Source organism: Microbacterium sp. NPDC091662 (assembly GCF_044756705.1).
Taxonomy (GTDB): domain Bacteria; phylum Actinomycetota; class Actinomycetes; order Actinomycetales; family Microbacteriaceae; genus Microbacterium.
Map to the genome: position 1 here is coordinate 1,591,476 of NZ_JBIVTM010000001.1, position 25,337 is coordinate 1,616,812.

The 25,337-nt window shown below is 66.1% G+C and carries 36 protein-coding genes and 1 pseudogene; 2 read left to right on the plus strand and 35 right to left on the minus strand.

Translation table 11 applies throughout. From position 1 onward, the window contains the following. Nucleotide 1: 1 nt before the first annotated feature. The 31 genes from rplR to ACIQLD_RS07790 form a co-directional block, all read right to left on the minus strand. Complete coding sequence (rplR, locus tag ACIQLD_RS07640; RefSeq protein WP_017201578.1) at nt 2–361, minus strand: 50S ribosomal protein L18; 360 nt, start codon at nt 359–361, stop codon at nt 2–4. Between the two features lie 2 nt (nt 362–363). Then, nucleotides 364–900, minus strand: coding sequence for a 50S ribosomal protein L6 (rplF, locus tag ACIQLD_RS07645; protein ID WP_017829197.1), 537 nt, complete (start codon nt 898–900; stop codon nt 364–366). A gap of 6 nt (nt 901–906) precedes the next feature. After that, nucleotides 907–1,305, minus strand: a complete 399-nt coding sequence (gene rpsH / locus ACIQLD_RS07650) for a 30S ribosomal protein S8 (protein WP_021201117.1) — start codon at nt 1,303–1,305, stop codon at nt 907–909. Nucleotides 1,306–1,438: 133 nt separating this feature from the next. Continuing rightward, nucleotides 1,439–2,029 carry a 50S ribosomal protein L5 gene (gene rplE, locus ACIQLD_RS07655; protein ID WP_017201581.1) on the minus strand — a complete coding sequence of 197 codons (591 nt, stop codon included), beginning with the start codon at nt 2,027–2,029 and terminating at the stop codon, nt 1,439–1,441. Then, the gene (gene rplX / locus ACIQLD_RS07660; RefSeq protein WP_021201119.1) at nt 2,029–2,388 is read right to left on the minus strand and encodes a 50S ribosomal protein L24; all 360 of its coding nucleotides are present in this window, start codon (nt 2,386–2,388) and stop codon (nt 2,029–2,031) included. The genes rplE and rplX overlap by 1 nt, the downstream gene beginning before the upstream one ends. Before the next feature lie 2 nt (nt 2,389–2,390). Further along, nucleotides 2,391–2,759, minus strand: coding sequence for a 50S ribosomal protein L14 (rplN, locus tag ACIQLD_RS07665; RefSeq protein ID WP_017201583.1), 369 nt, complete (start codon nt 2,757–2,759; stop codon nt 2,391–2,393). After that, nucleotides 2,756–3,088, minus strand: a complete 333-nt coding sequence (gene rpsQ, locus ACIQLD_RS07670; protein ID WP_021201120.1) for a 30S ribosomal protein S17 — start codon at nt 3,086–3,088, stop codon at nt 2,756–2,758. The genes rplN and rpsQ overlap by 4 nt, the downstream gene beginning before the upstream one ends. After that, nucleotides 3,088–3,405: a 50S ribosomal protein L29 gene (rpmC, locus tag ACIQLD_RS07675; protein ID WP_017829202.1), complete on the minus strand. Its 318-nt coding sequence runs from the start codon at nt 3,403–3,405 to the stop codon at nt 3,088–3,090. Before rpmC ends, rpsQ begins: the two co-directional genes overlap by 1 nt. Further along, a complete protein-coding gene (gene rplP, locus ACIQLD_RS07680; protein ID WP_017829203.1) occupies nt 3,405–3,824 on the minus strand; it encodes a 50S ribosomal protein L16 in 420 nt (139 codons plus the stop codon). Before rplP ends, rpmC begins: the two co-directional genes overlap by 1 nt. Continuing rightward, nucleotides 3,824–4,579: a 30S ribosomal protein S3 gene (gene rpsC / locus ACIQLD_RS07685; RefSeq protein ID WP_017201587.1), complete on the minus strand. Its 756-nt coding sequence runs from the start codon at nt 4,577–4,579 to the stop codon at nt 3,824–3,826. Before rpsC ends, rplP begins: the two co-directional genes overlap by 1 nt. Next, complete coding sequence (gene rplV / locus ACIQLD_RS07690; RefSeq protein ID WP_021201121.1) at nt 4,579–4,977, minus strand: 50S ribosomal protein L22; 399 nt, start codon at nt 4,975–4,977, stop codon at nt 4,579–4,581. The genes rpsC and rplV overlap by 1 nt, the downstream gene beginning before the upstream one ends. Continuing rightward, the gene (rpsS, locus tag ACIQLD_RS07695) at nt 4,977–5,258 is read right to left on the minus strand and encodes a 30S ribosomal protein S19 (RefSeq protein WP_017829205.1); all 282 of its coding nucleotides are present in this window, start codon (nt 5,256–5,258) and stop codon (nt 4,977–4,979) included. Before rpsS ends, rplV begins: the two co-directional genes overlap by 1 nt. 12 nt (nt 5,259–5,270) lie before the next feature. Beyond that, entirely contained in the window at nt 5,271–6,110 is an 840-nt protein-coding gene (rplB, locus tag ACIQLD_RS07700; protein ID WP_017201590.1) for a 50S ribosomal protein L2, read from the minus strand. A gap of 20 nt (nt 6,111–6,130) precedes the next feature. Then, complete coding sequence (gene rplW / locus ACIQLD_RS07705; protein ID WP_402606914.1) at nt 6,131–6,454, minus strand: 50S ribosomal protein L23; 324 nt, start codon at nt 6,452–6,454, stop codon at nt 6,131–6,133. Then, nucleotides 6,451–7,113 carry a 50S ribosomal protein L4 gene (gene rplD / locus ACIQLD_RS07710; protein ID WP_017829207.1) on the minus strand — a complete coding sequence of 221 codons (663 nt, stop codon included), beginning with the start codon at nt 7,111–7,113 and terminating at the stop codon, nt 6,451–6,453. The genes rplW and rplD overlap by 4 nt, the downstream gene beginning before the upstream one ends. A gap of 2 nt (nt 7,114–7,115) precedes the next feature. Then, complete coding sequence (gene rplC / locus ACIQLD_RS07715; RefSeq protein WP_402606917.1) at nt 7,116–7,775, minus strand: 50S ribosomal protein L3; 660 nt, start codon at nt 7,773–7,775, stop codon at nt 7,116–7,118. Nucleotides 7,776–7,783: 8 nt separating this feature from the next. Then, the gene (gene rpsJ / locus ACIQLD_RS07720; protein ID WP_017201594.1) at nt 7,784–8,092 is read right to left on the minus strand and encodes a 30S ribosomal protein S10; all 309 of its coding nucleotides are present in this window, start codon (nt 8,090–8,092) and stop codon (nt 7,784–7,786) included. An 846-nt stretch (nt 8,093–8,938) separates the two neighbouring features. Then, nucleotides 8,939–9,151: a hypothetical protein gene (locus ACIQLD_RS07725; RefSeq protein WP_021201124.1), complete on the minus strand. Its 213-nt coding sequence runs from the start codon at nt 9,149–9,151 to the stop codon at nt 8,939–8,941. A 169-nt stretch (nt 9,152–9,320) separates the two neighbouring features. Next, the gene (gene tuf / locus ACIQLD_RS07730) at nt 9,321–10,511 is read right to left on the minus strand and encodes an elongation factor Tu (protein ID WP_017829210.1); all 1,191 of its coding nucleotides are present in this window, start codon (nt 10,509–10,511) and stop codon (nt 9,321–9,323) included. A 169-nt stretch (nt 10,512–10,680) separates the two neighbouring features. Next, a complete protein-coding gene (fusA, locus tag ACIQLD_RS07735) occupies nt 10,681–12,795 on the minus strand; it encodes an elongation factor G (protein ID WP_270409980.1) in 2,115 nt (704 codons plus the stop codon). Between the two features lie 87 nt (nt 12,796–12,882). Next, nucleotides 12,883–13,353 (minus strand): 30S ribosomal protein S7, encoded by a 471-nt coding sequence (gene rpsG / locus ACIQLD_RS07740; protein WP_017201608.1) that lies wholly within the window; start codon nt 13,351–13,353, stop codon nt 12,883–12,885. A 5-nt stretch (nt 13,354–13,358) separates the two neighbouring features. After that, complete coding sequence (gene rpsL, locus ACIQLD_RS07745) at nt 13,359–13,727, minus strand: 30S ribosomal protein S12 (RefSeq protein WP_017201609.1); 369 nt, start codon at nt 13,725–13,727, stop codon at nt 13,359–13,361. A gap of 266 nt (nt 13,728–13,993) precedes the next feature. Continuing rightward, the gene (locus tag ACIQLD_RS07750; protein ID WP_402606922.1) at nt 13,994–14,641 is read right to left on the minus strand and encodes a spermidine/putrescine ABC transporter substrate-binding protein; all 648 of its coding nucleotides are present in this window, start codon (nt 14,639–14,641) and stop codon (nt 13,994–13,996) included. An 80-nt stretch (nt 14,642–14,721) separates the two neighbouring features. Next, nucleotides 14,722–15,153 (minus strand): hypothetical protein, encoded by a 432-nt coding sequence (locus tag ACIQLD_RS07755; RefSeq protein WP_402606925.1) that lies wholly within the window; start codon nt 15,151–15,153, stop codon nt 14,722–14,724. Nucleotides 15,154–15,221: 68 nt separating this feature from the next. After that, nucleotides 15,222–16,253, minus strand: a complete 1,032-nt coding sequence (locus tag ACIQLD_RS07760; RefSeq protein ID WP_402606928.1) for an ABC transporter — start codon at nt 16,251–16,253, stop codon at nt 15,222–15,224. Nucleotides 16,254–16,368: 115 nt separating this feature from the next. After that, complete coding sequence (locus tag ACIQLD_RS07765) at nt 16,369–16,521, minus strand: hypothetical protein (protein WP_168441077.1); 153 nt, start codon at nt 16,519–16,521, stop codon at nt 16,369–16,371. 71 nt (nt 16,522–16,592) lie between these two features. Further along, the gene (locus ACIQLD_RS07770) at nt 16,593–17,249 is read right to left on the minus strand and encodes a hypothetical protein (RefSeq protein WP_402606931.1); all 657 of its coding nucleotides are present in this window, start codon (nt 17,247–17,249) and stop codon (nt 16,593–16,595) included. A 2-nt stretch (nt 17,250–17,251) separates the two neighbouring features. After that, nucleotides 17,252–17,578, minus strand: coding sequence for a PadR family transcriptional regulator (locus tag ACIQLD_RS07775; RefSeq protein WP_402606933.1), 327 nt, complete (start codon nt 17,576–17,578; stop codon nt 17,252–17,254). 88 nt (nt 17,579–17,666) lie between these two features. After that, complete coding sequence (locus ACIQLD_RS07780) at nt 17,667–18,605, minus strand: sugar ABC transporter permease (RefSeq protein WP_402606936.1); 939 nt, start codon at nt 18,603–18,605, stop codon at nt 17,667–17,669. A gap of 1 nt (nt 18,606) precedes the next feature. Next, nucleotides 18,607–20,211 carry an ABC transporter permease subunit gene (locus ACIQLD_RS07785; protein ID WP_402606938.1) on the minus strand — a complete coding sequence of 535 codons (1,605 nt, stop codon included), beginning with the start codon at nt 20,209–20,211 and terminating at the stop codon, nt 18,607–18,609. An 86-nt stretch (nt 20,212–20,297) separates the two neighbouring features. Then, on the minus strand, nt 20,298–21,506 hold the full coding sequence (locus ACIQLD_RS07790; protein WP_402606940.1) for an extracellular solute-binding protein: 1,209 nt from the start codon (nt 21,504–21,506) through the stop codon (nt 20,298–20,300). 184 nt (nt 21,507–21,690) lie between these two features. Between ACIQLD_RS07790 and ACIQLD_RS07795 the strand changes: the two genes are divergently transcribed. Further along, a complete protein-coding gene (locus ACIQLD_RS07795) occupies nt 21,691–22,122 on the plus strand; it encodes a hypothetical protein (protein ID WP_402606943.1) in 432 nt (143 codons plus the stop codon). A gap of 22 nt (nt 22,123–22,144) precedes the next feature. Here ACIQLD_RS07795 and ACIQLD_RS07800 read toward each other — a convergent pair. From ACIQLD_RS07800 to ACIQLD_RS07815, 4 genes and pseudogenes are all read right to left on the minus strand, one after another. Beyond that, nucleotides 22,145–22,447, minus strand: a pseudogene (locus tag ACIQLD_RS07800) (NUDIX domain-containing protein); the annotation flags it as partial. Between the two features lie 165 nt (nt 22,448–22,612). After that, a complete protein-coding gene (locus tag ACIQLD_RS07805; protein ID WP_402606945.1) occupies nt 22,613–24,124 on the minus strand; it encodes a recombinase family protein in 1,512 nt (503 codons plus the stop codon). Next, nucleotides 24,121–24,516: a hypothetical protein gene (locus ACIQLD_RS07810; protein ID WP_402606948.1), complete on the minus strand. Its 396-nt coding sequence runs from the start codon at nt 24,514–24,516 to the stop codon at nt 24,121–24,123. Before ACIQLD_RS07810 ends, ACIQLD_RS07805 begins: the two co-directional genes overlap by 4 nt. A 77-nt stretch (nt 24,517–24,593) precedes the next feature. Then, complete coding sequence (locus ACIQLD_RS07815) at nt 24,594–24,956, minus strand: helix-turn-helix domain-containing protein (protein WP_402606950.1); 363 nt, start codon at nt 24,954–24,956, stop codon at nt 24,594–24,596. Between the two features lie 109 nt (nt 24,957–25,065). On the opposite strand from ACIQLD_RS07815, the gene ACIQLD_RS07820 reads away from it, so the two are divergent. After that, a complete protein-coding gene (locus tag ACIQLD_RS07820; protein WP_402606952.1) occupies nt 25,066–25,323 on the plus strand; it encodes a hypothetical protein in 258 nt (85 codons plus the stop codon). Nucleotides 25,324–25,337 lie beyond the last annotated feature (14 nt).

The window sequence follows — 25,337 nt, forward strand, 5'->3', positions numbered from 1 at the left end:
CTCACAGTGCCAGACCCCCCTCGCGGGCGCCGTCGGCGATGGCGGCGACACGACCGGCGTAGCGGTTGCCGCCACGGTCGAACACTGCCTCGGAAACGCCGGCAGCCTTCGCACGCTCGGCGAGCAGCTCGCCGACCTTGCGGGCCTTGGCGGTCTTGTCACCCTCGAGCGAGCGCAGGTCGGTCTCGAGCGTCGAAGCCGACGCCACGGTGTGACCCTTGCTGTCGTCGACCAGCTGCACGAAGACGTGGCGGGCCGAACGGTTGACGACGAGACGCGGACGCGCCTCGGTGCCGACGACCTTCTTGCGAAGGCGGGCGTGACGACGCGCGCGGGCGTCAGACTTTGACTTGAGAGCCATGGTTACTTACCACTCTTTCCGGCCTTGCGACGCACGTTCTCGCCGGCGTAGCGCACACCCTTGCCCTTGTACGGCTCGGGCTTGCGGATCTTGCGGATGTTGGCAGCTGCCTCGCCGACAGCCTGCTTGTCGATCCCGCTGACGGTGAGCTTCGTGGTGCCCTCGACCGTGAGCGTGATGCCGGCGGGCGGGTCGATCAGGACCGGGTGCGAGAAGCCGAGGGCGAACTCGACCGAGCTGCCCTTCTGCTGCACGCGGTAACCGGTGCCGACGACCTCGAGACCCTTGGTGTATCCCTGGGTCACGCCGATGATGTTGTTGTTGATGAGCGTGCGGGTCAGGCCGTGAAGCGACCGCGACTCGCGCTCGTCGTCGGGACGGGAGACCAGAACCTGGTTCTCCTCGACCGCGACCTCGATGGGGCTGGCCACCGTGAGGGTGAGTTCACCCTTGGGGCCCTTCACCGCGACCTCACGGCCGTCGACCGAAACGGTCACGCCCGCGGGAACGTCGATGGGAAGTCGTCCAATACGCGACATTTCGAATTACCACACGTAGGCGAGAACTTCTCCGCCCACGCCCTTCTGCTCTGCCTGACGGTCGGTGAGAAGACCGGAGGAGGTGGACAGGATCGCCACGCCAAGGCCGCCGAGGACCGTGGGGAGCTCGGTCGACTTCGCGTACACGCGGAGGCCGGGCTTCGAGACGCGCTTGATGCCAGCGATGGAGCGCTCACGGTTGGGACCGTACTTCAGCGTCAGCGTGAGGTTCTGTCCGACGCGGGCGTCAGAGGTCTCCCAGCCGGCGATGTAGCCCTCCTGCTGGAGGATCTGAGCGATGTGCGTCTTGAGCTTGCTCGACGGCAGGGTCACGGAATCGTGGTGCGCCGAGTTCGCGTTGCGCAGACGGGTCAGCAGATCTGCGACCGGGTCTGTCATTGTCATTTGTTGATTTCCTTTGTTCATGAGGTTCCGGCTGCCGTTACACGACAGACGGCCTGCGATGACACGCAATTTTCAATTGTACGTGCACATCGACGGGCTCAGTGACACGAGACCACTGAGCCCGTCAAGGGTGTTACGCCTGTGCGTCTTCCGAGCGGAACGGGAAGCCGAGGTGACGGAGCAGTGCCCGACCCTCGTCATCCGTCTTCGCGGTGGTGACGACGGTGATGTCGAAACCGCGAACCCGGTCGATCTTGTCCTGATCGATCTCGTGGAACACGCTCTGCTCCTGGAGACCGAAGGTGTAGTTGCCGTTGCCGTCGAACTGCTTGGCCGAGAGACCGCGGAAGTCGCGGATACGGGGCAGTGCGAGCGAGACGAGGCGATCCACGAACTCCCACGCGCGGTCACCGCGGAGGGTGACGTGCGCGCCGATGGCCTGGCCCTCACGCAGCTTGAACTGCGCGATGGACTTGCGAGCCTTCGTGACGATCGGCTTCTGGCCGGTGATCTTGGTGAGATCGTCGACCGCGCCATCGATCACCTTGCTGTCGCGAGCTGCCTCGCCGACACCGGTGTTCACGACGACCTTGACCAGTCCGGGGATCTGCATGACGTTCGCGTAACCGAACTCTTCCTGCATCGCCTTCTTGATCTCGGTGTTGTACTTCTGCTTCAGGCGCGGCTGGATCTTGCCAGCCGGCGCGGCAGTGTCGGTGCTCATCAGAGGTCCTTACCGCTCTTCTTCGCGTAGCGCACGCGGACGGTGCGCTTCACGCCGTCCTTCGTCTGCTCCTCGACCCGGTGGCCGACCTTGGTCGGCTTCTTGGTCGAGGGGTCGACGAGTGCGACGTTCGAGATGTGGATGGAGGCTTCGACGGTCTCGATGCCTCCGGTCTTGGTGCCACGCTGCGTCTGTCCGACGCGGGTGTGCTTGGTGACGTAGTTCACGCCTTCGACGATGACGCGGTTCTTGTCGGAAAGGACGTCGAGGACCTTGCCCTGCTTGCCGCGGTCGCCGCCACGCTCCTGCGTGGCACCGGTGATGACCTGAACCAGGTCACCCTTCTTGATCTTCGCCATGATTAGATGACCTCCGGCGCCAGCGAGACGATCTTCATGAACTTCTTGTCACGAAGCTCACGACCGACCGGCCCGAAGATACGGGTGCCGCGGGGCTCCCCGTCGTTCTTCAGGATCACTGCGGCGTTCTCGTCGAACTTGATGTAGGAGCCGTCCGGACGACGGACCTCCTTCTTGGTGCGGACGATGACCGCCTTGACGACGTCGCCCTTCTTGACGTTGCCACCGGGGATCGCGTCCTTGACGGTCGCGACGATGGTGTCGCCGAGGCCCGCGTAACGGCGCTTCGAGCCACCGAGCACGCGGATGGTGAGCAGCTCCTTGGCGCCGGTGTTGTCGGCGACCTTGAGTCGGGATTCCTGCTGAATCACTTGGCCTTCTCCAGAATCTCCACCAGGCGCCAGCGCTTCGTGGCGCTCAGCGGGCGGGTCTCGTTGATCAGGACCAGGTCGCCGATGCCGGCGGAGTTCGCCTCATCGTGCGCCTTGACCTTCGAGGTGCGGCGGATGACCTTGCCGTAAAGCGGGTGCTTCACGCGGTCCTCGACCTCGACCACGATGGTCTTGTCCATCTTGTCGCTGACGACGTAGCCGCGACGTGCCTTGCGGTAACCGCGGGCAGCGGAGTCGCGGACGTCGTGCTCGGACGACTCGTGTCCTGCGGCCTGCGTCTCCACAGTCGCTTCCTTCTTGGTGGCCATCACTCAGCCTCTTCCTTCACGGCGTCGTCGGCGGAGTCCGCCTTCTTCGCCTTCGACTTGGTCGCCTTCTTGGCCGGAGCCTCGACCGGAGCAGGCGTCGCACGGATGCCCAGCTCGCGTTCGCGGATCACGGTGTAGAGGCGCGCGATGTCGCGCTTGACGGCGCGGATGCGGCCGTGGCTCTCCAGCTGGCCGGTGGCCGACTGGAAACGGAGGTTGAACAGCTCCTCCTTGGCCTTGCGCAGCTCCTCGACGAGGCGCTGGTCTTCGAATGTATCGAGCTCTGCCGGGGCGAGCTCCTTGGTGCCGATCGCCATTACGCGTCGCCCTCCTCGCGCTTGATGATGCGTGCCTTGAGCGGCAGCTTGTGAATTGCACGGGTCAGAGCTTCGCGTGCGAGCTCCTCGTCGACACCCGCGACCTCGAAGAGGACACGGCCCGGCTTGACGTTGGCGACCCACCACTCGGGGGAACCCTTACCGGAACCCATGCGGGTCTCGGCAGGCTTCTTCGTGAGCGGACGGTCGGGGTAGATGTTGATCCACACCTTTCCACCACGCTTGATGTGACGGGTCATCGCGATACGAGCGGACTCGATCTGACGGTTCGTCACGTAAGCGGGCGTCAGGGCCTGGATACCGTACTCGCCGAAGGAGACCTTCGTGCCGCCGGTGGCCTGACCCGAGCGACCCGGGTGGTGCTGCTTGCGGAACTTGACCTTACGGGGGATGAGCATTATGCCGACGCTCCTTCTGCGACAGGTGCCTCGTTGCGCGGGGCACGGCGGCGGTCGCCACCACGGTCGTCACGACGAGCCTTGGGTGCGTTGGCCTGCTCGCGAGCGAGCTCCTTCGCGGTCAGGTCGCCCTTGTAGATCCAGACCTTCACGCCGATGCGGCCGAAGGTGGTCTTCGCCTCGTAGAAGCCGTAGTCGATGTTCGCGCGCAGCGTGTGCAGCGGCACACGACCCTCGCGGTAGAACTCCGAACGGCTCATCTCGGCACCGCCGAGGCGGCCGGAGACCTGGATGCGGATGCCCTTGGCGCCGGCGCGCTGTGCACCCTGCAGACCCTTGCGCATCGCACGACGGAACGCCACGCGAGCAGAGAGCTGCTCGGCGATGCCCTGTGCGACCAGCTGAGCGTCGGCCTCGGGGTTCTTGACCTCGAGGATGTTCAGCTGGATCTGCTTGCCCGAGAGCTTCTCGAGGTCGCCGCGGATGCGCTCGGCCTCGGCTCCACGACGACCGATCACGATGCCCGGACGGGCGGTGTGGATGTCGACGCGGACGCGGTCACGGGTGCGCTCGATCTCGATGTTCGAGACACCGGCGCGGTCGAGCTGCGTCTTGAGCAGGTTGCGGATCTTGATGTCCTCGGCGACGTAGTCGGCGTAACGCTGACCCGGCTTCGTCGAGTCAGAGAACCAACGCGAGACGTGGTCCGTCGTGATGCCGAGACGGAAGCCGTACGGGTTTACCTTCTGTCCCATTACTTGCTCGCCTTCTTGTTGCTGTCGCCCGTGGCGGCCGGAGCTGCCTCAGGCGTCGAGAGCACGACCGTGATGTGGCTCGTGCGCTTCTTGATCTGGAAAGCGCGACCCTGTGCACGGGGCTGGAAACGCTTGAGCGTGGTGCCCTCGTCGACGTACGCGTTGGCCACGTACAGGTCCTGCTCGTCGAGGAACTCGCCGTCGCGATCCGCCTTGACCTGCGCGTTGGCCATGGCCGACGCGACAAGCTTGTAGATCGGCTCACTGGCGCTCTGCTGCGCGAACTTCAGGATCGCGAGAGCTTCCTGTGCCTGCTTGCCCTTGATGAGCGCGACGACACGACGAGCCTTCTGAGGGGTCACGCGGATGTGTCGCACGCGTGCGATCGATTCGACCATTAGCGGCGCCGCCCCTTCTTGTCGTCCTTCTCGTGGCCGCGGAAGGTGCGGGTGGGCGCGAACTCGCCCAGCTTGTGACCGACCATGGTCTCGGACACGAACACAGGGATGTGCTTGCGTCCGTCGTGGACCGCGATCGTGTGACCCAGCATGGCCGGGATGATCATGGACCGACGGGACCAGGTCTTGATGACGTTCTTGGTGCCGGCTTCGTTCTGCACGACCACCTTGCGAAGCAGGTGATCGTCGACGAAGGGGCCCTTCTTAAGACTGCGAGGCATCTTCTCTTACTCCTACTTACGCTTCTTGCCGGCGTTACGACGACGCACGATGTACTTGTCGCTTTCCTTGTTGGCGTGACGGGTACGACCCTCAGCCTGGCCCCACGGGGAGACGGGGTGACGACCACCAGAGGTCTTACCCTCACCACCACCGTGCGGGTGGTCGACCGGGTTCATCGCGACACCACGCACGGTCGGGCGGACGCCCTTCCAGCGCATGCGGCCGGCCTTACCCCAGTTGATGTTCGACTGCTCGGCGTTGCCGACCTCGCCGATGGTCGCGCGGCAGCGCGCATCGACGTTGCGGATCTCGCCCGAGGGCAGACGCAGCTGGGCGTAGGGGCCGTCCTTGGCGACGAGACGGACGGATGCACCGGCCGAACGTGCCATCTTCGCGCCGCCGCCGGGGCGGAGCTCGATCGCGTGGATGACCGTACCCGTGGGGATGTTCTTCAGCGGGAGGTTGTTGCCCGGCTTGATGTCAGCCCCGGCACCCGACTCGACGATGTCGCCCTGCTTCAGCTTCGCCGGAGCGAGGATGTAGCGCTTCTCACCGTCGAAGTAGTGCAGCAGCGCGATGCGCGCGGTGCGGTTGGGGTCGTACTCGATGTGAGCGACCTTGGCGTTGACGCCGTCCTTGTCGTTACGACGGAAGTCGATGACGCGGTACTGGCGCTTGTGGCCACCACCGATGTGACGGGTCGTGATGCGGCCCTGGTTGTTGCGACCACCGGTCTTCGAGAGCGGGCGCAGCAGCGACTTCTCCGGCGTCGATCGAGTGATCTCGGCGAAGTCAGCCACCGACGAGCCGCGACGGCCCGGGGTCGTGGGCTTGTACTTGCGAATAGCCATTATTGTCCTTATCCCCCGGATCAGCCGATTGCCGTGAAGATGTCGATGGTGCCCGACTTCAGGGTGACGATGGCGCGCTTGGTGTCCTTGCGCTTGCCGGTGCCGAAGCGGGTGCGGCGAGCCTTGCCGACGCGGTTGAGGGTGTTGACCCCTGCGACCTTGACGCCGAAGATCTTCTCGATGGCGAGCTTGATCTCGGTCTTCGAAGCGCGCGGGTCGACGAGGAAGGTGTACTTGCCTTCATCGATGAGCCCGTAGCTCTTCTCGGACACGACCGGCTTCAGGATGATGTCGCGCGGGTCCTTGTTCAGGGCCGACTGGAGAACAGATGCCTGCTCGCTCATGCGGAGACCTCCTGGTTGGCGCCGGACTTGGAGGCGATGAAGCCCTCGAGCGCGGCCTGGGTGAAGACGATGTCGTCGGAGACGAGCACGTCGTAGGCGTTGAGCTGGTCGAACGTCAGCACGTGCAGGTTCGACAGGTTGCGGATGCTCTTCAGCGTCACGTCGTCACCACGCTCGATGACGACGAGCACGTTCTTCGACGAGACGACGTTGGTGAGGAAGTTCACCGCGGTCTTGGTCGAAGGCGTGCCGTCGATCCCGAAGGACTCGATGGCGTGGATGCGGTCACCGCGGAAGCGGTCGCTGAGCGCACCCAGGAGGGCGGCGGCGATCATCTTCTTGGGGGTGCGCTGCGAGTAGTCGCGCGGCTTCGGGCCGTGCACGATGCCACCACCGGTCATGTGCGGCGCGCGGATGGAACCCTGACGGGCGTTACCCGTGCCCTTCTGCTTGAAGGGCTTGCGGCCGGCACCGGAGACCTCGCCACGACGCTTGGTCGAGTGCGTGCCCTGGCGAGCCGCCGCGAGCTGCGCGACGACGACCTGGTGGATGAGCGGGATGTTCGTCTTGGCGTCGAACAGCGCGGCGGGAAGCTCGATCGAGCCTGCCTTCTTGCCGTCTGCCTTGAGGACGTCGAGCGCGAGAGTGGAGTCAGCCATGATCAGGCACCCTTCACTGCGTTGCGGACATAGACGATGCGGCCACGAGCACCGGGGACGGCGCCCTTGACGAGCATGAGTCCCTTCTCGATGTCGATGGCGTGCACCGTGAGGTTGAGGACGGTCACGCGCTCGCCACCCATACGGCCGGCCATGCGCATTCCCTTGAAGACGCGGCTCGGGGTCGACGATGCGCCGATCGAGCCGGGCTTGCGGTGGTTGCGGTGCGAACCGTGCGAAGCCGAGACGCCCTTGAAGTTGTGACGCTTCATGACACCGGCGAAGCCCTTGCCCTTGCTCGTGCCGACGACGTCGACGAGCTGGCCCGCCTCGAAGGTGCCGTCGACCGTGAGCTCCTGGCCCAGGTTGTAGTCGCCGGCGTCCGCGGTGCGGATCTCGGTGACGTGACGACGCGGCGTGACGCCTGCTGCCTCGAAGTGAGCGGAGAGCGGCTTGTTCACCTTGCGGGGGTCGATCTGCCCGTACGCGATCTGCACGGCGTTGTAGCCGTCCTTCTCGGGCGTGCGGACCTGGGTGACCACGTTGGGTGCCAGCTCGATGACGGTGACGGGAACGAGCTTGCCGCTCTCGTTCCACACCTGGGTCATACCGAGCTTCGTGCCCAGCATGCCCTTGGAAATCTTGGAGTTGATGTCAGCCATGTCGAACCTCAGAGCTTGATCTCGATGTTGACATCGGCCGGCAGGTCGAGACGCATCAGCGAGTCGACGGCCTTGGGCGTCGGGTCGACGATGTCGATCAGACGCTTGTGGGTGCGCATCTCGAAGTGCTCGCGGCTGTCCTTGTACTTGTGCGGCGACCGGATGACGCACACGACGTTCTTCTCGGTCGGAAGGGGCACGGGTCCGACGACAGTCGCACCCGCACGGGTCACGGTGTCGACGATCTTGCGTGCGGACGTGTCGATGACCTCGTGGTCATACGACTTCAGGCGAATGCGGATCTTCTGTCCCGCCATTGTCTGCTCTCTCTCTTTAGGCGTCTTACCGTCCGGGACCGGGTGGCCCTGGGGCATTGGACGCACGTCGGCGCTGTTCGCGCCTCGGCACGAGAACGGCTCTTGCGAGTCGATCTGCTGCACCACTGTTCTTCTGTCAGCCGGACGCTGTGAAGCGCCCGGATGCCGACCTTCCGCCGCGCACGGCGGAACCCTTCAAGAAGAGGGGTGTCGGGGTGTTGTTCTGCTACCCGCGGCCTAGAACCCTGCGCCGTCCCGGAGGAGGCGCCGTCTATGCACTGCCCTGGCAGTGATCCGACGCACGCACAGCGGCGACGGAATATCGAACCTGTCTATTCTGCCACGGCTGATTTCACTTCCGCAAACCCGGGCGTGTCGCGGTCGCCGAACACGAGTCCGCACAGCGCTGCAACGGTCAGTTCGCGGGAGATAGCGGGGCGAGGCATCCCCATGCCTCGCCCCGCTTGGGGAGGGCGTTCAGTGCGAGGGGGCACACCGAACGCGAGTAGTCAGGCGTGAAGGGACGCCCGACTCCTCGACCGAGGGCGCGGCGGAAGACCCGCCGCGCAGGCAGGGAGACGCTCAGGCGCATTGATTGCGCGCGTCGCACGATGATCCCCAAGATCGCTTATCCCCAGTTTGTACGCGGAACCCCGCGTGCTTCGGGAAACCGAACCCCTTCGGCTTCCCCGACCGCAAGATCCCCAGGCGGTCGAGACGATCCTACTGGATACAACCGTGAATGCGCCACATCCGAAGACATCCCGAAAGCGACGCCCGATCCGCCGGCACGCAGGAGCGGCGACCCACCGGTGGTGGATCGCCGCTCAGGGCTGGTGCTTCGTCTTACTCGTTGCCGACGGCCTTGTCGGCGCCGTCGCGGATCTCGTCGATCTTGTCGGCAGCACCGGGGGCGATCTTCTTGGCGAAGTCGGCGACGCCGTCGAGCACCTTGTCGCTGATGTCCTCAGCCTGCTCGCTCTTGACGGCCTCGGCGATCTTGTCCTTGTTCTGCTCGTACAGGTCCTTGCCCTTGTTCACGGCGTCTTCGATGCCCATGTGATTCCCCTTCTGAAGGTGTGCTGCCGGCCGAGCGGGCCGACCACACTCATTGTGCATGTCCGTCCAGGCAAACGGAACCCTCGAGTGGCGGGGTCAGCGAGAACGCGGCGTGAACGACAGAGGGGCCGGGCCCGAAGGCCCGACCCCTCTGCGAGGAAGCAGATGCTTACTTGATGATCTTCGTGACCGTACCGGCGCCCACGGTGCGTCCACCCTCACGGATGGCGAAGCCGAGGCCCTCCTCCATGGCGATCGGCTGGATCAGCTCGACCGTCATGTCGGTGGTGTCGCCGGGCATGACCATCTCGGTGCCCTCGGGCAGCGAGATGACGCCGGTGACGTCGGTGGTGCGGAAGTAGAACTGCGGGCGGTAGTTCGTGTAGAACGGGTTGTGACGGCCACCCTCGTCCTTGGACAGGATGTACGCGGTGCCCTCGAAGTCGGTGTGAGGGGTGACCGAACCCGGCTTGACGATGACCTGACCGCGCTCGACGTCCTCACGCTTGGTGCCGCGGAGCAGCAGACCACAGTTCTCGCCGGCCCAGGCCTCGTCGAGCTGCTTGTGGAACATCTCGATACCCGTGACCGTGGTCTTGACGGTCGGACGGAGTCCGACGATCTCGACCTCGGAGTTGATGGCCAGCGTGCCACGCTCGGCGCGACCCGTGACGACGGTTCCACGACCGGTGATCGTGAAGACGTCCTCGACGGGCATCAGGAACGGCTTGTCACGGTCACGCTCCGGGTCCGGAACGCTGTCGTCGACAGCCTGCATCAGGTCCAGGATCGCCTGGGTCCACTTCTCGTCGCCCTCGAGGGCCTTGAGAGCGGAGACGCGGACGACAGGAGCGTCCTCGTCGAAGCCCTGGCCGGCGAGCAGCTCGCGGACCTCGAGCTCGACGAGCTCCAGGATCTCCTCGTCGTCGACCATGTCGGACTTGTTCAGCGCGACCAGCAGGTACGGAACGCCGACCTGCTTGGCGAGCAGCACGTGCTCACGCGTCTGAGCCATCGGGCCGTCGGTGGCGGCGACCACGAGGATCGCGCCGTCCATCTGAGCCGCACCGGTGATCATGTTCTTGACGTAGTCGGCGTGGCCGGGAGCGTCAACGTGCGCGTAGTGGCGCTTCGGGGTCTCGTACTCGATGTGCGAGATGTTGATGGTGATACCACGCTGGCGCTCTTCCGGCGCCGAGTCGATGGAAGCGAAGTCGCGCTGCACGTTGGTGTCGGACGGGTACTTGTCAGCAAGCACCTTCGAGATCGCTGCGGAGAGCGTGGTCTTGCCGTGGTCGACGTGACCGATCGTTCCGATGTTGACGTGCGGCTTGGTCCGCTCGAACTTGGCCTTAGCCACTGGGTCCTCCTCAGGACGTCGTTGTAGAGGTGACCGGGCACTGGTTTGCGACCGGTTCTCTACGGGTTAGGTTCTCAGTTTAGTAGAGAGGGAATGTGAAGTTGTAGGTGACCTGGGAACCCCGCGGCGCTTCGCAGCGCTCGGCGCCGCGGGGAACCCAGAAGGGTGATTACTCGCCCTTGGTCTTCTGGACGATCTCGTCGGCCACAGCACGGGGAACCTCAGCGTAGCTGTGGAACTCCATGGAGTAGACGGCACGGCCCGAGGTCTTCGAGCGCAGGTCGCCGATGTAGCCGAACATCTCGGACAGCGGGACCTGAGCACGGACGACCTTGACGCCGGCGGCGTCTTCCATCGACTGGATCTGGCCACGACGCGAGTTCAGGTCGCCGATGACGTCGCCCATGTACTCCTCGGGAGTACGGACCTCGACGGCCATCAGCGGCTCGAGCAGCACGGGGTTGGCACGGCGAGCGGCCTCCTTGAAGCCCATGGAGCCCGCGATCTTGAACGCCATCTCCGAGGAGTCGACGTCGTGCGCCGCACCATCGACGATGGTCGCCTTGACGCCGACCATCGGGTAGCCCGCGAGCACACCGACGTTCATCGCGTCCTGGAAACCGGCGTCGATCGAGCCGATGTACTCACGAGGGATGCGACCACCGGTGACGGCGTTCACGAACTCGTAGGTCTTCTCGGAATCGAGGTCGAGCGGCTCGATGGTGAACTGGATCTTTGCGAACTGACCAGAACCACCGGTCTGCTTCTTGTGCGTGTAGTCGTGCTTCTCGACGGTCTTGCGGATCGTCTCGCGGTACGCCACCTGCGGCTTGCCGACGTTGGCCTCGACGTTGAACTCGCGCTTCATGCGGTCGACGAGGATGTCGAGGTGCAGCTCGCCCATGCCCTTGATGGTCGTCTGACCGGTCTCGGGGTTGAGCTCCGTGCGGAAGGTCGGGTCCTCTTCAGCGAGCTTCTGGATGGCGACACCCAGCTTCTCCTGATCGGCCTTGGTCTTCGGCTCGATCGCGACCTCGATGACGGGCTCGGGGAACGTCATCGACTCGAGGACGACGGGCGCCGTCGGGTCGGTGAGGGTGTCACCCGTGGTGGTGTCCTTGAGGCCGATGACCGCGTAGATGTTGCCGGCGGTGACCGAGGGAACCGGGATCTCCTTGTTGGCGTGCATCTGGAAGATCTTCCCGATGCGCTCCTTCTTGTTCTTGGTCGAGTTGACGACCGCAGAACCGGAGTCGAGGTGACCCGAGTACACGCGCACATAGGTGAGGCGACCGAAGAACGGGTGCACAGCGACCTTGAACGCGAGGGCGGCGAACGGGTCATTGGCGTCGGGGTGACGCTCGATGATCGTGTCGTAGTCCTTCGGGTCGTGCGCCTCGATCGAGCCCACGTCGAGCGGGTTCGGGAGGTAGTCGACGACCGCGTCGAGCATCGGCTGGACGCCGCGGTTCTTGAACGCCGAACCGCAGAGGACCGGGTAGATCTCGCTGGCGACGGTCAGCTTGCGGATCGCGCCCTTGATCTCGGCGACCGTGAGCTCCTCGCCACCGAAGAACTTCTCGAGCAGCGCGTCGTCGGTCTCGGCGACGGTCTCGAGGAGCTGCTGACGGTACTCGGCAGCCTTCTCCTTGAGGTCTTCCGGGATCTCCTGGATCTCGTAGGAGGCGCCCATGGTGACGTCACCCTTGGAGTCTCCGGCCCAGACCAGTGCACGCATCTCGACCAGGTCGACGACACCGATGAAGTCGCTCTCCGCGCCGATCGGCAGCTGGATGACGAGCGGCTTGGCTCCCAGACGGTTGATGATCGTGTCGACGGTGAAGTAGAAGTCCGCGCCGAGCTTGTCCATCTTGTTGACGAAGCAGATGCGCGGGACGTTGTACTTGTCGGCCTGACGCCAGACGGTCTCGGACTGGGGCTCGACGCCCTCCTTGCCGTCGAACACGGCGACAGCACCATCGAGGACGCGGAGCGAGCGCTCCACCTCGACCGTGAAGTCCACGTGGCCGGGGGTGTCGATGATGTTGATCTGGTTCTTGTTCCAGTAGCAGGTCACGGCGGCAGACGTGATCGTGATGCCGCGCTCCTTCTCCTGCTCCATCCAGTCGGTGGTCGAGGCGCCATCGTGCGTCTCACCGAGCTTGTGGTTGACGCCCGTGTAGAACAGGATGCGCTCGGTCGTCGTGGTCTTGCCGGCATCGATGTGCGCCATGATGCCGATGTTGCGGACCTTGCTCAGGTCCGTGAGCACGTCTTGTGCCACAGGAGTGTCCTTATCTTTTCGAGCAGTCGTACTGCGAAGAGGGGGTGCCCTCCCCTCGGCGAGTGGCCGAGGGGAGGGCGAAGCTGTTTACCAGCGGTAGTGAGCGAACGCGCGGTTCGACTCGGCCATCTTGTGCGTGTCCTCGCGGCGCTTGACCGCGGCACCCAGGCCGTTGGATGCGTCGAGGATCTCGTTCTGCAGACGCTCGGTCATCGTCTTCTCACGACGGCCCTTCGCGTAGCTGACGAGCCAGCGCAGAGCGAGCGTGTTGGCGCGGTGAGGCTTGACCTCGACCGGCACCTGGTAGGTCGAGCCACCGACGCGGCGGCTGCGGACCTCGAGGGTCGGGCGCACGTTGTCGAGCGCCTTCTTCAGCGTGGCGACGGCGTCCTGACCGTTCTTCGCCTCGACGCCGCGGAGGGCGCCGTAGACGATCGACTCGGCCAGCGACTTCTTGCCGTCGACGAGGATCTTGTTCACCAGCGAGGTGACGATCGGTGCGCCGTATACCGGGTCGTTGACGACGGGGCGCTTCGGGGCGGGTCCCTTACGAGGCATCTAACTCAACCCTTCTTCGCGCCGTAGCGGGAACGAGCCTGCTTACGGTTCTTGACTGCCTGGGTGTCCAGGGCGCCACGGACGATCTTGTAACGCACACCGGGGAGGTCCTTGACACGACCGCCACGCACGAGCACGAGCGAGTGCTCCTGCAGGTTGTGACCCTCACCGGGGATGTACGCGGTGACCTCGGTGCCGTTGCGGAGCTTCACACGTGCGACCTTGCGCATCGCCGAGTTCGGCTTCTTCGGGGTGGTGGTGTAGACGCGGGTGCAGACCCCGGCCTGCTGCGGGTTCGACTTGAGCGCCGGCGCCTTGGTCTTGGTGACCTTGGGCGAGCGACCCTTGCGAACCAACTGCTGAATGGTTGGCACGTTCTCTCCTCATAGTGCTGCACGGTGACAGCGTGATGGGTTTCACATCATGACCCACCGGCACGCCGGAACCGACGAGCTTTTGGTGTGATGGGTATGCCGTGGGGGCGGACCGACAAGGTGCCGGCGCCCAGCGCACACGCGTAGGCGTGCACACACCTGATCAAGTGTAATGCCGCGTAACGTAGCGGTCAAATGAGCGCGAGGTCGGCGAAGCGTGCGGCGAGGCCCCTCCCCTCCCGTGTCGAGGTGGCGGACGCTGTCGACTAGGGCAGGTCAGGGTCGAACGGCGAGTCCAGCGACTCGGTGAGCTCGGCCAGAAGCGCCTCGATCTGCGGCTCGACGTGTTGCGAGATTGCGGCCTGGATGTAGACGCGATGACGCAGCAGGATGCCGCAGATCTCGCGGCCGACCATGTTGGCGTACTCGTCGGCGAGAGCGACCTCCTGGCGAAGGGCGATCTTCGCTTCCTCCGTGAGCGGAGGGAGGGCGGGCAGCTCTGCAGCGGAGTCGTCGGCGAGCCCCGCGATCGTGAACAGGAACGGCGCACCGGGCACGGGGTCCGGATCGAGAGGCAGCCCGTCGAACTCGGGATCGAGATCCTCGGCCGGGCGGTAGCTGCGGGCGCGGTTCCGTGCGGCCTGCTGATCGAGTTCCCGCTGCAGCATCGGCAGATTCCGGGCCGTGTACTCGGCGACGGCATGATCGACGATGGTCTTGATGCGCGTCGACAACCCGTGCTGAACGCCGTGCGGCACGTTCGCCCCGATGCCGGCCGCGGAGAGGATGGGCGATCCGAGACACCGGCGACACGGCGCGACACGGCCACGATGGGTTGCCGGCTCCCAGCGCGGCACCCAGCGCAACCAGGCCTCCACGGCCTGGTCCACCTGCGTCTCCAACGAGCGCTCCACCCCACCAGCGTACGGCGCGTCGCCCGTCACCGTCGCGATTTCCCGACCCCGGCGGGGCGCGGAGGCGGATCGCTCGGGCCTCACTCGTCTTCGTCGCGCTCCCACGGCCAGCGCGGATGCTCGGCGCGCGTGCGACGCAGCGCGATCCCACCCCATCCCGCGATCAGACCCGCCAACACGAGGACCGCACTCGCCCCGCCGCGTACGAGGTCACCGGCGACCGCCGTTGCGAGCACGACGCTTCCCGCGCCGATGAGCACGGCTCCCCATACCGCGATCAGATGGGCGAGTCCCGCCACCAGCGCGATCGCGATCGTCGCGACGTATGACGGCTGTGGTCGACGCAGCGTCGACCACAGCATGAGCGCGAACGCGACGACCGCCGCGAGCATGCCGACGACGCCCGGCATCTGGCCGAGATCCGGGACCGCGATGATGTCCGTGTCGGTGACGATGCTCACGGCGCCGAGTGCGAAGACGGCGAGCGCGAAGAAGCTGATGGTCGCGAGCACGACGGCCAGGACAGCCGAAACCCCCGCGGACTCGGGTCCGCGGGGGTTCGGCGTGGTGGAGTTCGTGATTACCTCGACAGTGTCGGGCCGGCTTCGAGGGTGCGCTCGTACTCGCGCTGCGCCTCGGCGTTCAACTCGGTCTTGCGGGCACCGCTGCGGGCGACCCAGGCACCGAACCAGATGGTCAGTTCACGGGCGAACACGAAGGCCGCGATCGCGAGCGGGGCGAGCAGCTGCTCTCCGACGAGGTCGAGGCCCTGGCTCGCGCTGAGCTTCCAGAACGGGGCCTCGAACAACTGTCCGAGGATATGGCCCGCGTACGCGATGACGCCGACGATGATGCCGAAGACGACCCAGAGCCCCCAGCGCCCCCTGTTGATGATCGCGCCCAGCAGCCAGAAGCCGAGGAAGAACACCACGACGGGCGTCCAGTAGCCCCAGGTGGTCAGGGGGGCGATCGCGGTCTGACCGATGTTCTCGCCGGTCACGTCTCCGGCGATCGCGCCGAGTCCCAGCGCCGCACCGAGGTACAGCACCGCGAAGACGAGTGTCGCCAGGAGTCCGATGGCTCCCGCGGTGCCGCGGTTGCCGCGGTCACGGGGCGGCTCAGGAGCCTGAACGAAGATCGGCTGCGGCTGTGCGGCGGCCGCGGCGACGAGCGGTTCGGACGGGACCACGCGCGTGTCGGCCTCATCGCCGTACTGGGCGTATGCGGCACCGGCCATACCCGACTGCTCATGCCCGAACGGGACCGGCTCGCCCACGATCGGCTCGGGGTAGAAGGAGGCGGTCTCGGCGTCGGCCTGAGCCCTGACCTCTTCGGAGTAGTCGCGCGTCGGGGCGACCGGAGCAGGAGCAGCTGCCGGTGGCGGGGACGCGAATGTCCCGGGGTGATCGCGCTCGGCTTCTTCGAATGCGGCGAGGTCGGGATCGACCGGTGCGGCGACGGGCTTCTGATCGAGGCCGTCGTTCACGCCGTCGTTGTTGCCGGGAACATCCGCACCTGCAGCCGCGGCGGCATCCAGGCCTTCGTTCGCACTGCCGACGACGTCGTCAACGTCAGCCGGCTTCTCGGGCTGGGGAACGTCGGGGTCACTCATGGGGTGCGCCTCTCATCGGATACGTGCATTGTGAGGGTACCTCCGAGCGAACAACCGCTCGCGGAGGCGTGCCGACGTGTCGTCATACGCGAGGACACATCACCGTGACGCGGGTTCAGGGGAGCGCGCTGCGCAGTGCATCACCGGCGAACTGCGCGAGCACCGGGACCATCGGGAGCGACAGCCACACGAGGCCTCCGATGATGCCGACGCACACGATGCCGGCGAACCAGCTCATCCCGAGGTTGCGTCCACCCACCCGTGCCATGCCTCCACGCTACGACCGAAGCACCGACGTGCCGCGGAGCAACGCCGACGTTCGATGCGCCTCGTGCCGGGTCACCGTGCGGCTCGACCGCGGAGGCGCCAGAGCAACCAGAGGCCCGAGAGCGGGATGAGGAGAACACCGATACCCCAGACGCCCATCCAGATCAGGTCGTACCAGGCCGGAATCAAGGGGTTGTTCACGGACGGCGGGGTTCCGGTTCCCGAGGAGCTGCCGCTCGACTCCCCCGCGGAAACGGTGACCATCGTCGAGATGGCGAGGATCGACAGGCCACCCACGACGAACGGCACCACGATCGCCACGACCTTCTCCCCCGTCTTCCACATCGAGCTCAGGCTCACGAGCACGGCGCCGACGAACCATCCCACGACCGGAACGACGATCCCCCCGAAGCTCAGCACCAGAGCCGTGGCGATCGCGAACCCCCGCGTGGAGGTCGCTGCGGGACGGGGCTCCGACGGTCGGGGCACCGGCGCCGCAACAGGGACGGAACCTCCCGCCGGCAGCTCGGCCTGCGCCTCGCGGGCGATCGCTGCCGGGTCGCCGAGGCGGGCGATCCGCGCGGCCGTCGCATCGGCGTCGAGCCCGTGGAGCTCCTCGAGGATGCCTGCGCGGATGTCGGTCGCGACGCCGTGCGGCAGTCCGCGCATCGCCTCGTCCAGCCGTATGAGGTATTTCTCGCGAAGGGTGTCTGCGGTGAGCCCTGCCATGGTCATCCCTCTCCGACGATGCCCGTGACCACACGGGCGAACGGTGTCCACTGCGTACGGAAGCGCTCGAGCTGGTCGATACCGGTCGCGGTGAGCCGATAGTACTTTCGCACCGGACCGCTCTCGGAGGGCTGGTCGAACGTCGTGACCCACCCGTTGTCCCTCAGCCGCCCGAGAAGCGGATACAGCGTGCCGATGCTGGCGATCAATCCCGCGTCGGTGAGCGCATCCGCCAACTGCCAGCCGTACATCGGCTCACGCGCGAGCAGCCCGAGCACGCAGTACTCGACCACTCCCTTGCGCATCTGCGCGCCGACATCCACTGTCATGCACGACAAGGTAGCATGCGAGACAAGTGAGCGAGGACGGCTCTGGGAGAGAGGGCCGTCGCCACCGAAGGGACGACCGCCCGTTGCGTCACCCCTTGGTCGCGCCTGCGGTCAGTCCGCCGACGATGTACTTCTGCAGGAAGAGGAACAGGATCATCACCGGGATCGCCGCCATCACGGCGCCGGCGGAGAATGCCGACCAGTCCGCATAGCGCGGGTTGGCCACGAGTTTGGTGAGTCCGACCACGAGAGTCTGCTGGTCCACGTCGACGAGCATCACGCTCGCGATGACGTACTCGTTGACGGTGCCGATGAACGACAGCAGTCCCACCACCGCGAGGATGGGCGCGACCAGACGCAGGATGATCGTGAAGAAGATGCGCGCATGACCGGCGCCGTCGATGCGGGCCGCCTCGTCGATCTCCTTCGGGATCGTGTTGAAGAAGCCGTACATCAGATAGGTGTTCACACCCAGCGCTCCGCCGAGGTACACCAGGATCAGTCCGGTATGGGTGTTGAGGCCGATGGCGGGGAACCAATCCCCCAGCGTCGACATGAGCAGGAAGATGGCGACCACGGCGAGCAGTTGCGGGAACATCTGCACGACGACGATCGTGACGAGCCCGACGCGCCGCCCCGCGAACCGCATGCGCGAGAAGGCATATGCGGCGCACGCTCCGATGAAGACGGTGACCGCGCCGGTGACCACGGCGATCAACAGCGTGTTGAGGAACCACGTGCCGTACGGATTCTGCGGATCGCTGAGGATGCGCACGTAGCTGTCGATCCCGATGGCGGAGAACAGTTGGTTCGAGCCTGTCAGCGTCCCCTTCGGGTTCAGCGAGGCGGAGACCACGTAGAGCAACGGGAACAGGGCGAAGGCGCTCACGACGATCGCGACGAGGTGTCGCCATCCGGTGTCGGCGAACCACGCGCCGAAGCTGCGGCGCCGCGGGGCGAGCGTCTGCAGGTCGCTGGTGGAGGAAGAGGTGGCGGATCGCTCGGTGGTGGGACTCTGGGTGCTCATGTCAGTTCAGCTCCTCGAGGGCCTTGGTCTTGCGGAAGCTGATGATCGAGATCGTGGCGACCACGATGAAGATCAGGATGGTGAAGGCCGAGGCCAGGCCGTAGTCACGGGTCTGTCCGGTGAAGGCCACCTTGTAGACCATGGAGATCAGGATGTCGGTGTGCCCGACCGGGATCGACACGTCGCTGAAGCGCGGCCCTCCCTTGGTGAGCATGTAGATCAGGTTGAAGTTGTTGAAGTTGAATGCGAACGACGAGATCAGCAGCGGCGCGACGGTGACCAGCAGCAGCGGCAGCTTGATCCGCCGGAAGACCTGCCAGGGGTTCGCGCCGTCCATCACGGCCGCCTCGTTCACATCCTCCGGGATGCCCTGCAGCGCTCCCATGCAGACGAGGAACATGTAGGGGAATCCGAGCCACAGGTTCACCAGCAGCACCGACACCTTGGCGAGGGCGGGGTCGGTGAGCCACGGGATCGCGGCACCGCCGAAGATCACCTGGTTGATGAAGCCGAAGCTCTCGTTCATCATGCCGGCCCAGACGAGTGCGGAGAGGAAGGCCGGGAACGCGTACGGAAGGATGAGGATGATCCGGTAGCCGTTGCGGAATCGCATGCGGGTGTTGTTGAAGACGAGCGCGAGCAGGAGCCCGAGGAAGAACGTCGTCGCGACCGAGATCAGCGCGAACGCGAAGGTCCAGAGCGTGACCGAGATGAGCGGGCCGCGGATCGAGGAGTCGGTCACCGCGCGCACGAAGTTGTCGAAGCCGACGGTGGTCTGCCATCCGGGCAGCAGCTGCTCGCCGTTCTGAGCGGTGAACGCTCCGTCGCCGGTGTCGGAGTAAACCGTCCCGCTGGTCGTGTCGGTGATGGTGTCCGCAGCCTCGTCGTACTCGAGCGTCGAGACGTAGAGGTAGCCCTTCTGTCCGTCCGGCGCGCGCAGGCTGCCGTCGTTGGGGTCGTCGCTGAAGGGGACGGACAGCGTCTCGAGCTCTTCGGAGAGCGTGAACACGGTCGCGAGCGTGAGGGTGCTCCACCCGTCGACCGCGACGGCCTTGCCGCCCTCGAACTCGGCATCGATCTCTTCCAGAGGCTGCTCCGCGGTGCCGAGGAGCGCATCGCCGGTGTCGGGATCGGTCGCGAGCAGCGCGTAGGTGCCGAACTGCTCCACGACGGTCACGGGGTAGGTCGGCGAGTCCTCGACCCGCTCCTGCGCCGAGGCGAGCAGCGAGGAGATCGCCTGGTCCTTGGTGCCGTTGTGGCCGGTGCCGTAGTTCGTGAAGCCGATGTATCCGGTGTAGAGCAGCGTGAACACCTGGAACACGACCAGGAAGATGATGCCGGGCGTGAGGTACTTCGCCGCGATGCGCTTGCGGGAGAAGTAGATGTAGTTGACGAGGACGGCGACCACGACGACGATGCCGAGGATCAGCCATTCCTGGTGGGCGAAGAGCACGAACGCCGCGTACAGCGCGATCGCGTCGACGACGGCCAGCAGGAGGATCTTCAGCAGCATCCAGCCGATCGGTCCGGAGGCGGCCTCCGCGATCTTCGCGGCCTGGCGCTGGCGTCTGGTCGGAGGAGCTGTGCGCTCGTCGGTGTCTGTCATGTCGTCCTCGTCATGATCCTGCCGGGGCGGGCGAGGACGCCCACCCCGGCAGAGTCAGTGTTCTGGCTGTTACTTGAACGCAGCTGTTACTTGATCGCGGCAGTCACGTCGTCGACGAGCTTCTGCCACGTCGTCGCCGGGTCCTCGCCGTTGATGATCGCGGCCTCGGCCACACCCCAGTACTGCCACACCGCACCCATGGCCGGGATGGCCGGCATCGGGACGGCGTCGGCGCCGACGGCCTGGAATCCGGCGATGATCGGATCGGCTGCGGCGGTGTCGGCTGCGGCGGTCAGGGCCGGCAGGATGTTGCCGGCCTGGAACAGTTCGAGCTGCACGTCTTCGGTGCCGATGTAGTTGACGAGGAAGTCGTTCGCGGCGACCTTGTTCTTCGACTCCGAGCTCACGAAGAAGCCCTTCACACCGGCGAACGGCGATGCGGTCTCACCGGTCGGGCTCGGGATCGGGTCGATCGCGACGTTGATGCCCGCGTCGGTGGCCGCGCCCACGTTCCACGGACCGGTCAGCCAGAACGCCGCGGTACCGTCGAGGAACTGCTGCTTGGCGATCTCACCGTCGACGTCGGTGTTCAGGACGCCCGCTGCGCCCTGCGCACCCAGCCAGTCGGCGAAGGCGAAGCCGCCCTCGTTGCCCAGCTGGAGATCGGTGGCGTCGTAGCTGCCGGTGTCGTCGGTGCCGAACACGGGGGCGCCGAACGCGGTCTGGAACGGGTACAGGTGGTACGGGTTGCCCTCGGTCCCCTGCTCCACGACGAAGGTGCCCTTCGAGATCATGTCGTCGAAGCTGGTCGCAGCGGCCGGAACGAGGTCGGCGTTACGCAGCACTGCGATGTTCTCGACGGCGTACGGGAGCATGTAGACGGTGCCGTCGTAGGTGGCGGCCTGCAGCGCGACGGGCAGGTAGTCCTCGGAGCTGTCACCGAGCTCGATCGGCGCGACCACCCCGTTCGTGGAGAGCTCGCCCAGCCAGTCGTGTGCACCCATGACGATATCGGGGCCCTTGCCGGTCGGAACCTGCTGGATGAAGTCGTCCTTCATGTCGTCGACCGACTTGCCCGTGAGCTCGACCTTGACGCCGGTCTTCTCCTGGTAGGCGTCTGCAGCGCCCTGCAGTGCGTCGACGCGCTCGGCATCGACCCAGACGACCAGCTTCCCGCTGTCGTCGGAGCCGGAGGTGTCGTCGCTGCTGGTCCCCGTGGAGCAGCCGGCAAGCGTCAGAGTCGAAACGATGGCGATCGCGCCCGCGGCGACGATGCCCCTCTTGTTCACCTTCATTGGTGTGTGCCTCTCTCAGTGCTGATCACCTGCAAGGACTGCAAGCGCTTACAGTATGCATCGAAAACGCGGCCATTTGCAATGAGAGCGGGCGTCGATATCAACCCGTGACCGAGAAGAACTCACACTCGGGATGTGAAAACGCTTCCACGTCTCGATCGGGGGTGCCCCGTAGACTGCCTGCATGGCGCATGGTTCGGTTTCCATCGCACGGATGACGGCAGGCCTCGTCCTGGCACTGTCCGTGGCCGCCTTGAGCGGGTGCGCCGCTTTCACCACCGGCTACGCGGTGCTGGACCGGGAAGCCGCACCCGCGGACGCGCTGCCGGACGCTTTCGTCGAGCAGGACTCCGGCGATGTCGCCGACCTCTCGTCTGCACGGTTCGTCGGTGAGCACTCCGGCAGCTCGCTCTGGCTGTTGCGCGGGGTCGATCAGGGATCGATCTGTATGCTCGCCCACCAGGACGAGACCGTGGGGAACATGGTCTGCGGAGGCGACGGCGGCCCCGTCGAGATGAGCGGGCCCGCCGGCCACTTCGTCACCGTTCCGGACGACTATCCCACCCCGGACGGAGCCACCCGGATCTCCGACAATGTGTACGCCCTGAGCCCCTGAGCCCCTGCGCGGGGTGAGATCTTCAGCGGGCGGTAACCCCAGCAGCGCCGTGCGGCGTATCGCGGATGACCCGATCTATCCAGTCACGCCGTGGGAGATCGAAGATGGCGTCACGGGAGAACCAGCCGAGTTCGAGGATCTCGTCGAGGTCTGGTGTCGCCTCACTGAGGAGTTCGCACTCGTACGCGATCGTCACGTAGCCGACCCGATCGCCATTGGGATAGGTGACCGTCATCGGTTCGCCTCCGTACGCGCCGATGACTCCCGTGATCCGAATTCGCGCCCCTGTCTCTTCGAGGACTTCGCGGGCAGCCGCATCCGCGGGATCCTCGTCGGGTCCGTTCCAGGGGCCTCTTCCATTGCGCCTCCGTCAGCCGTGCGCGACATATGCGGATGCCCCCGGTTACAGTTGACACATGGCTGACAGTTCATTTGACATAGGGCTGCAGTAGACCTAATGAAAAGGGGCGGCCTCTCGGCCGCCCCTTCTCTATTCCGCCTCGGCGGCCCAGGTGGGAATGATCGTCCACCGCACGGACCGATCCCCGCGATGCGCTGCACGCCGGACCTCCACGCGGGCGATCAGCGGGCGCAAGATCGCGTTCCGCACCTCGGGCGTCATGTCCGGCCACTGACGGCGCAGATCGGGCGACAGGCGCGCCGGGGCGGCCTCCCGCTCGGGGTTGCGCGCGGCCGCGTGGAGTCTCCGCGTCGCGTCGTCCCGCTCGGCCTCGAGCGTCGCGGCCGCGAGGCGATAGGTCGCGTCGCTCATGGTGCCGTCGGCGAGCTTCATCGTGAGCGCGACGAGGCGCTGCTCGACTCGCTCGATCTGCTGCTGCGCTCGCCGCGCTGTCATCTCGACGCGCTGCCCGCGCTCGGCCGTCTGCTGTTCCGCGCTCCGGCGTGCGTTCAGGTCGTCGGCGAGCTGCAGCACCCATTCCTCGACGGTCGCCTCGACGCGGTGGGCGGCGACGCTGACCTGGCGCATGCCCTCGGCGTTCGTCATCGACCCGCGGCTGCAGATGTACATGCGGCCGCCCTTCCAGGCGTTGTGATGCATCGGGCCGCCGCAATCCTCGCACCGGAGAAGCCCGGAGAGCATCGGGCGGCCACTCCGCACCCGCTCTTTCGTGCGCGCTCGCCGCGCGGCCACGTAGGCGTCCCACGTCGCGGCGTCGATCACCGGCTCGTGCGCGCCCGGCCGGAACTCGCGCTCCCACACGGGGAGCTTGCGCGCGGCTGCGTGCGGCTGGTCCTTCGGCCTCGGAGGCGTCTTCACCAGAAGGCCCGCGCCGAACCCGGCGTCGAGCACCTGCGTGACGTCCTGGTAGGCCCACGGCCGGTTCGTCCGGCCGCGGGTGATGCCGCGCTCATTGAGCAACCGCGTGAGCTGCCCGCTCCCCCATCCGCTGAGATAGAGCCGGTAGAGCTCTGCGAGGACCGGGCCGAGTTCGGGGTCCGGCACATAGGTGCGATCGGGCTGCTGCTGGTAGCCGAAGCGCGGGCCTCCCGTGGAGGGGAGGCCGCGCGCGACGCGGTGGTCGCGCGCCTCCTGCCACTGCTCGCCGATGCGCTCCGACTCGAACGCTGCCAGCTCGGTCATCACTCCGCGGGCGAAGCGTCCGGCTGCGGTCCGGTCGTTCGGCTCGGTGGCCGACTCGATACGTCCTCCGGCGAGGTCGGCCATGTCGGCGGCGACCGCCCAGTCGCGGCGGCTGCGGCTGAGGCGCGACCAGCGCCAGACAACCACGACGTCGGCGGTGCCCGCCTCGAGCGCACCGATCGCCGCCTGGACGCCCGCTCTGCGCTTCCACGAGCGGCCGGTGACGCCGGGGTCTGATTCGACCCCGACGACCTCGTATCCGTTCCGCTCCGCGTGCTGCCTCGCGGCGTTCTCCTGCACCTCGAGGCTGATCGACTCCTCGCGATAGGTCGACTGTCGGAGGTAGATCACGGCGCGCTCGACGGCCGGAGCCGCGAGGCGAGTGATCCGGGCGCTCATGCCGTGACCGGGAGGCCCGCGCGGACCTGCAGGTAGGCGTGAAGAAGCCAGGTCCGAATGCCGAGCGCTTTCGCCCAGACCCCTCGGTCCGTGGTCGCGCTCGCCAGCGCCTCGAGGTCGTCGCGGTCTATCAGCCGCGCGGCCGCGAACTGGACCGCGTCGGCGATCGACGGCCGCTCGAGGACGGCGTGGGCGAGCTGGAAGGTGGCCGTGGAGCGATAGTAGGTGCGGCTGCAGTGGCGGACGCGGATCACCGCGCTCGCCGGGTCATACTCGCCCACGTCGGCCGCGTTCGGATCGAAATCGATCCGGATGCCGTGCTCGGCCGCCTCCATCGTCGGGTCGTAACCGAACCCGAGTCCCCCATAGATTTCTGCGGCCGCTGCGTGCATGTGTACCTCGATTGCGTGTTCTCTTTGAGTTGCGTGTGAACGTCCGACCCTAACGCCGCCCCCAGACAGCGAGGCGGCTACTGGCCGCGCGACTGGGCGCGACGCAGCAACTCGTCGGCGAGCTGGGCATCCGTGAACCCGCCGAGGACGGCGGGCTGCACGGTGACGTGGTCTGCGACCTCGTCGGCCTCAAGGTAACCGGCCGCTACCAACCCCTCGAGGGGCGGGCGGCCGTAGGCCCTGCTGACGGTGATCGCCTCACTGATCGTCGGAGGGCGCTCGCCGCGTTTCCAGTAGCTGACCTTCGAGTCAGACACGCCCAACTTACGCGCGATTTCTGCCCCAGACGCCCCGTCGGTAATCGTCCGCAGGTACGTTCCCCAATCGTTACTCATCCCCCCAGCATGGCGAGCGATTTGCGAATCTGCAACTCCTTGCATTCGCGGGAACTAAGTGCATAGCGCGGCTTCATTCGGGAGGCGCGCCGCACTATAGAAAGAATCTTGCGAGAGTTGCAAGTTTGCGAATCCGCGGCGTAGCGTGGCGGACATGCAAACCTGCAACATTCGCAAGCCTTCCCCGATCCGCACCAACTGGTCGCTCGTCGATCGGCTCATGGAGGAACGCGGCATCCGCAACGATGCCGCGCTCGCCGAGCTGGTGGGCACGAGCGCGTCGACCTTCTCCCGCGGCCGCCGCGCCGAGAAGCCGACTCCCGCCCTGATGCTCGCGCTCCGCGCCGCGTTCCCGGACGTGTCGCTCGACGAGCTGTTCTCGATCCCCGACGACGCCGAGGCCGCGGCATGACCCGCGACGAAGCG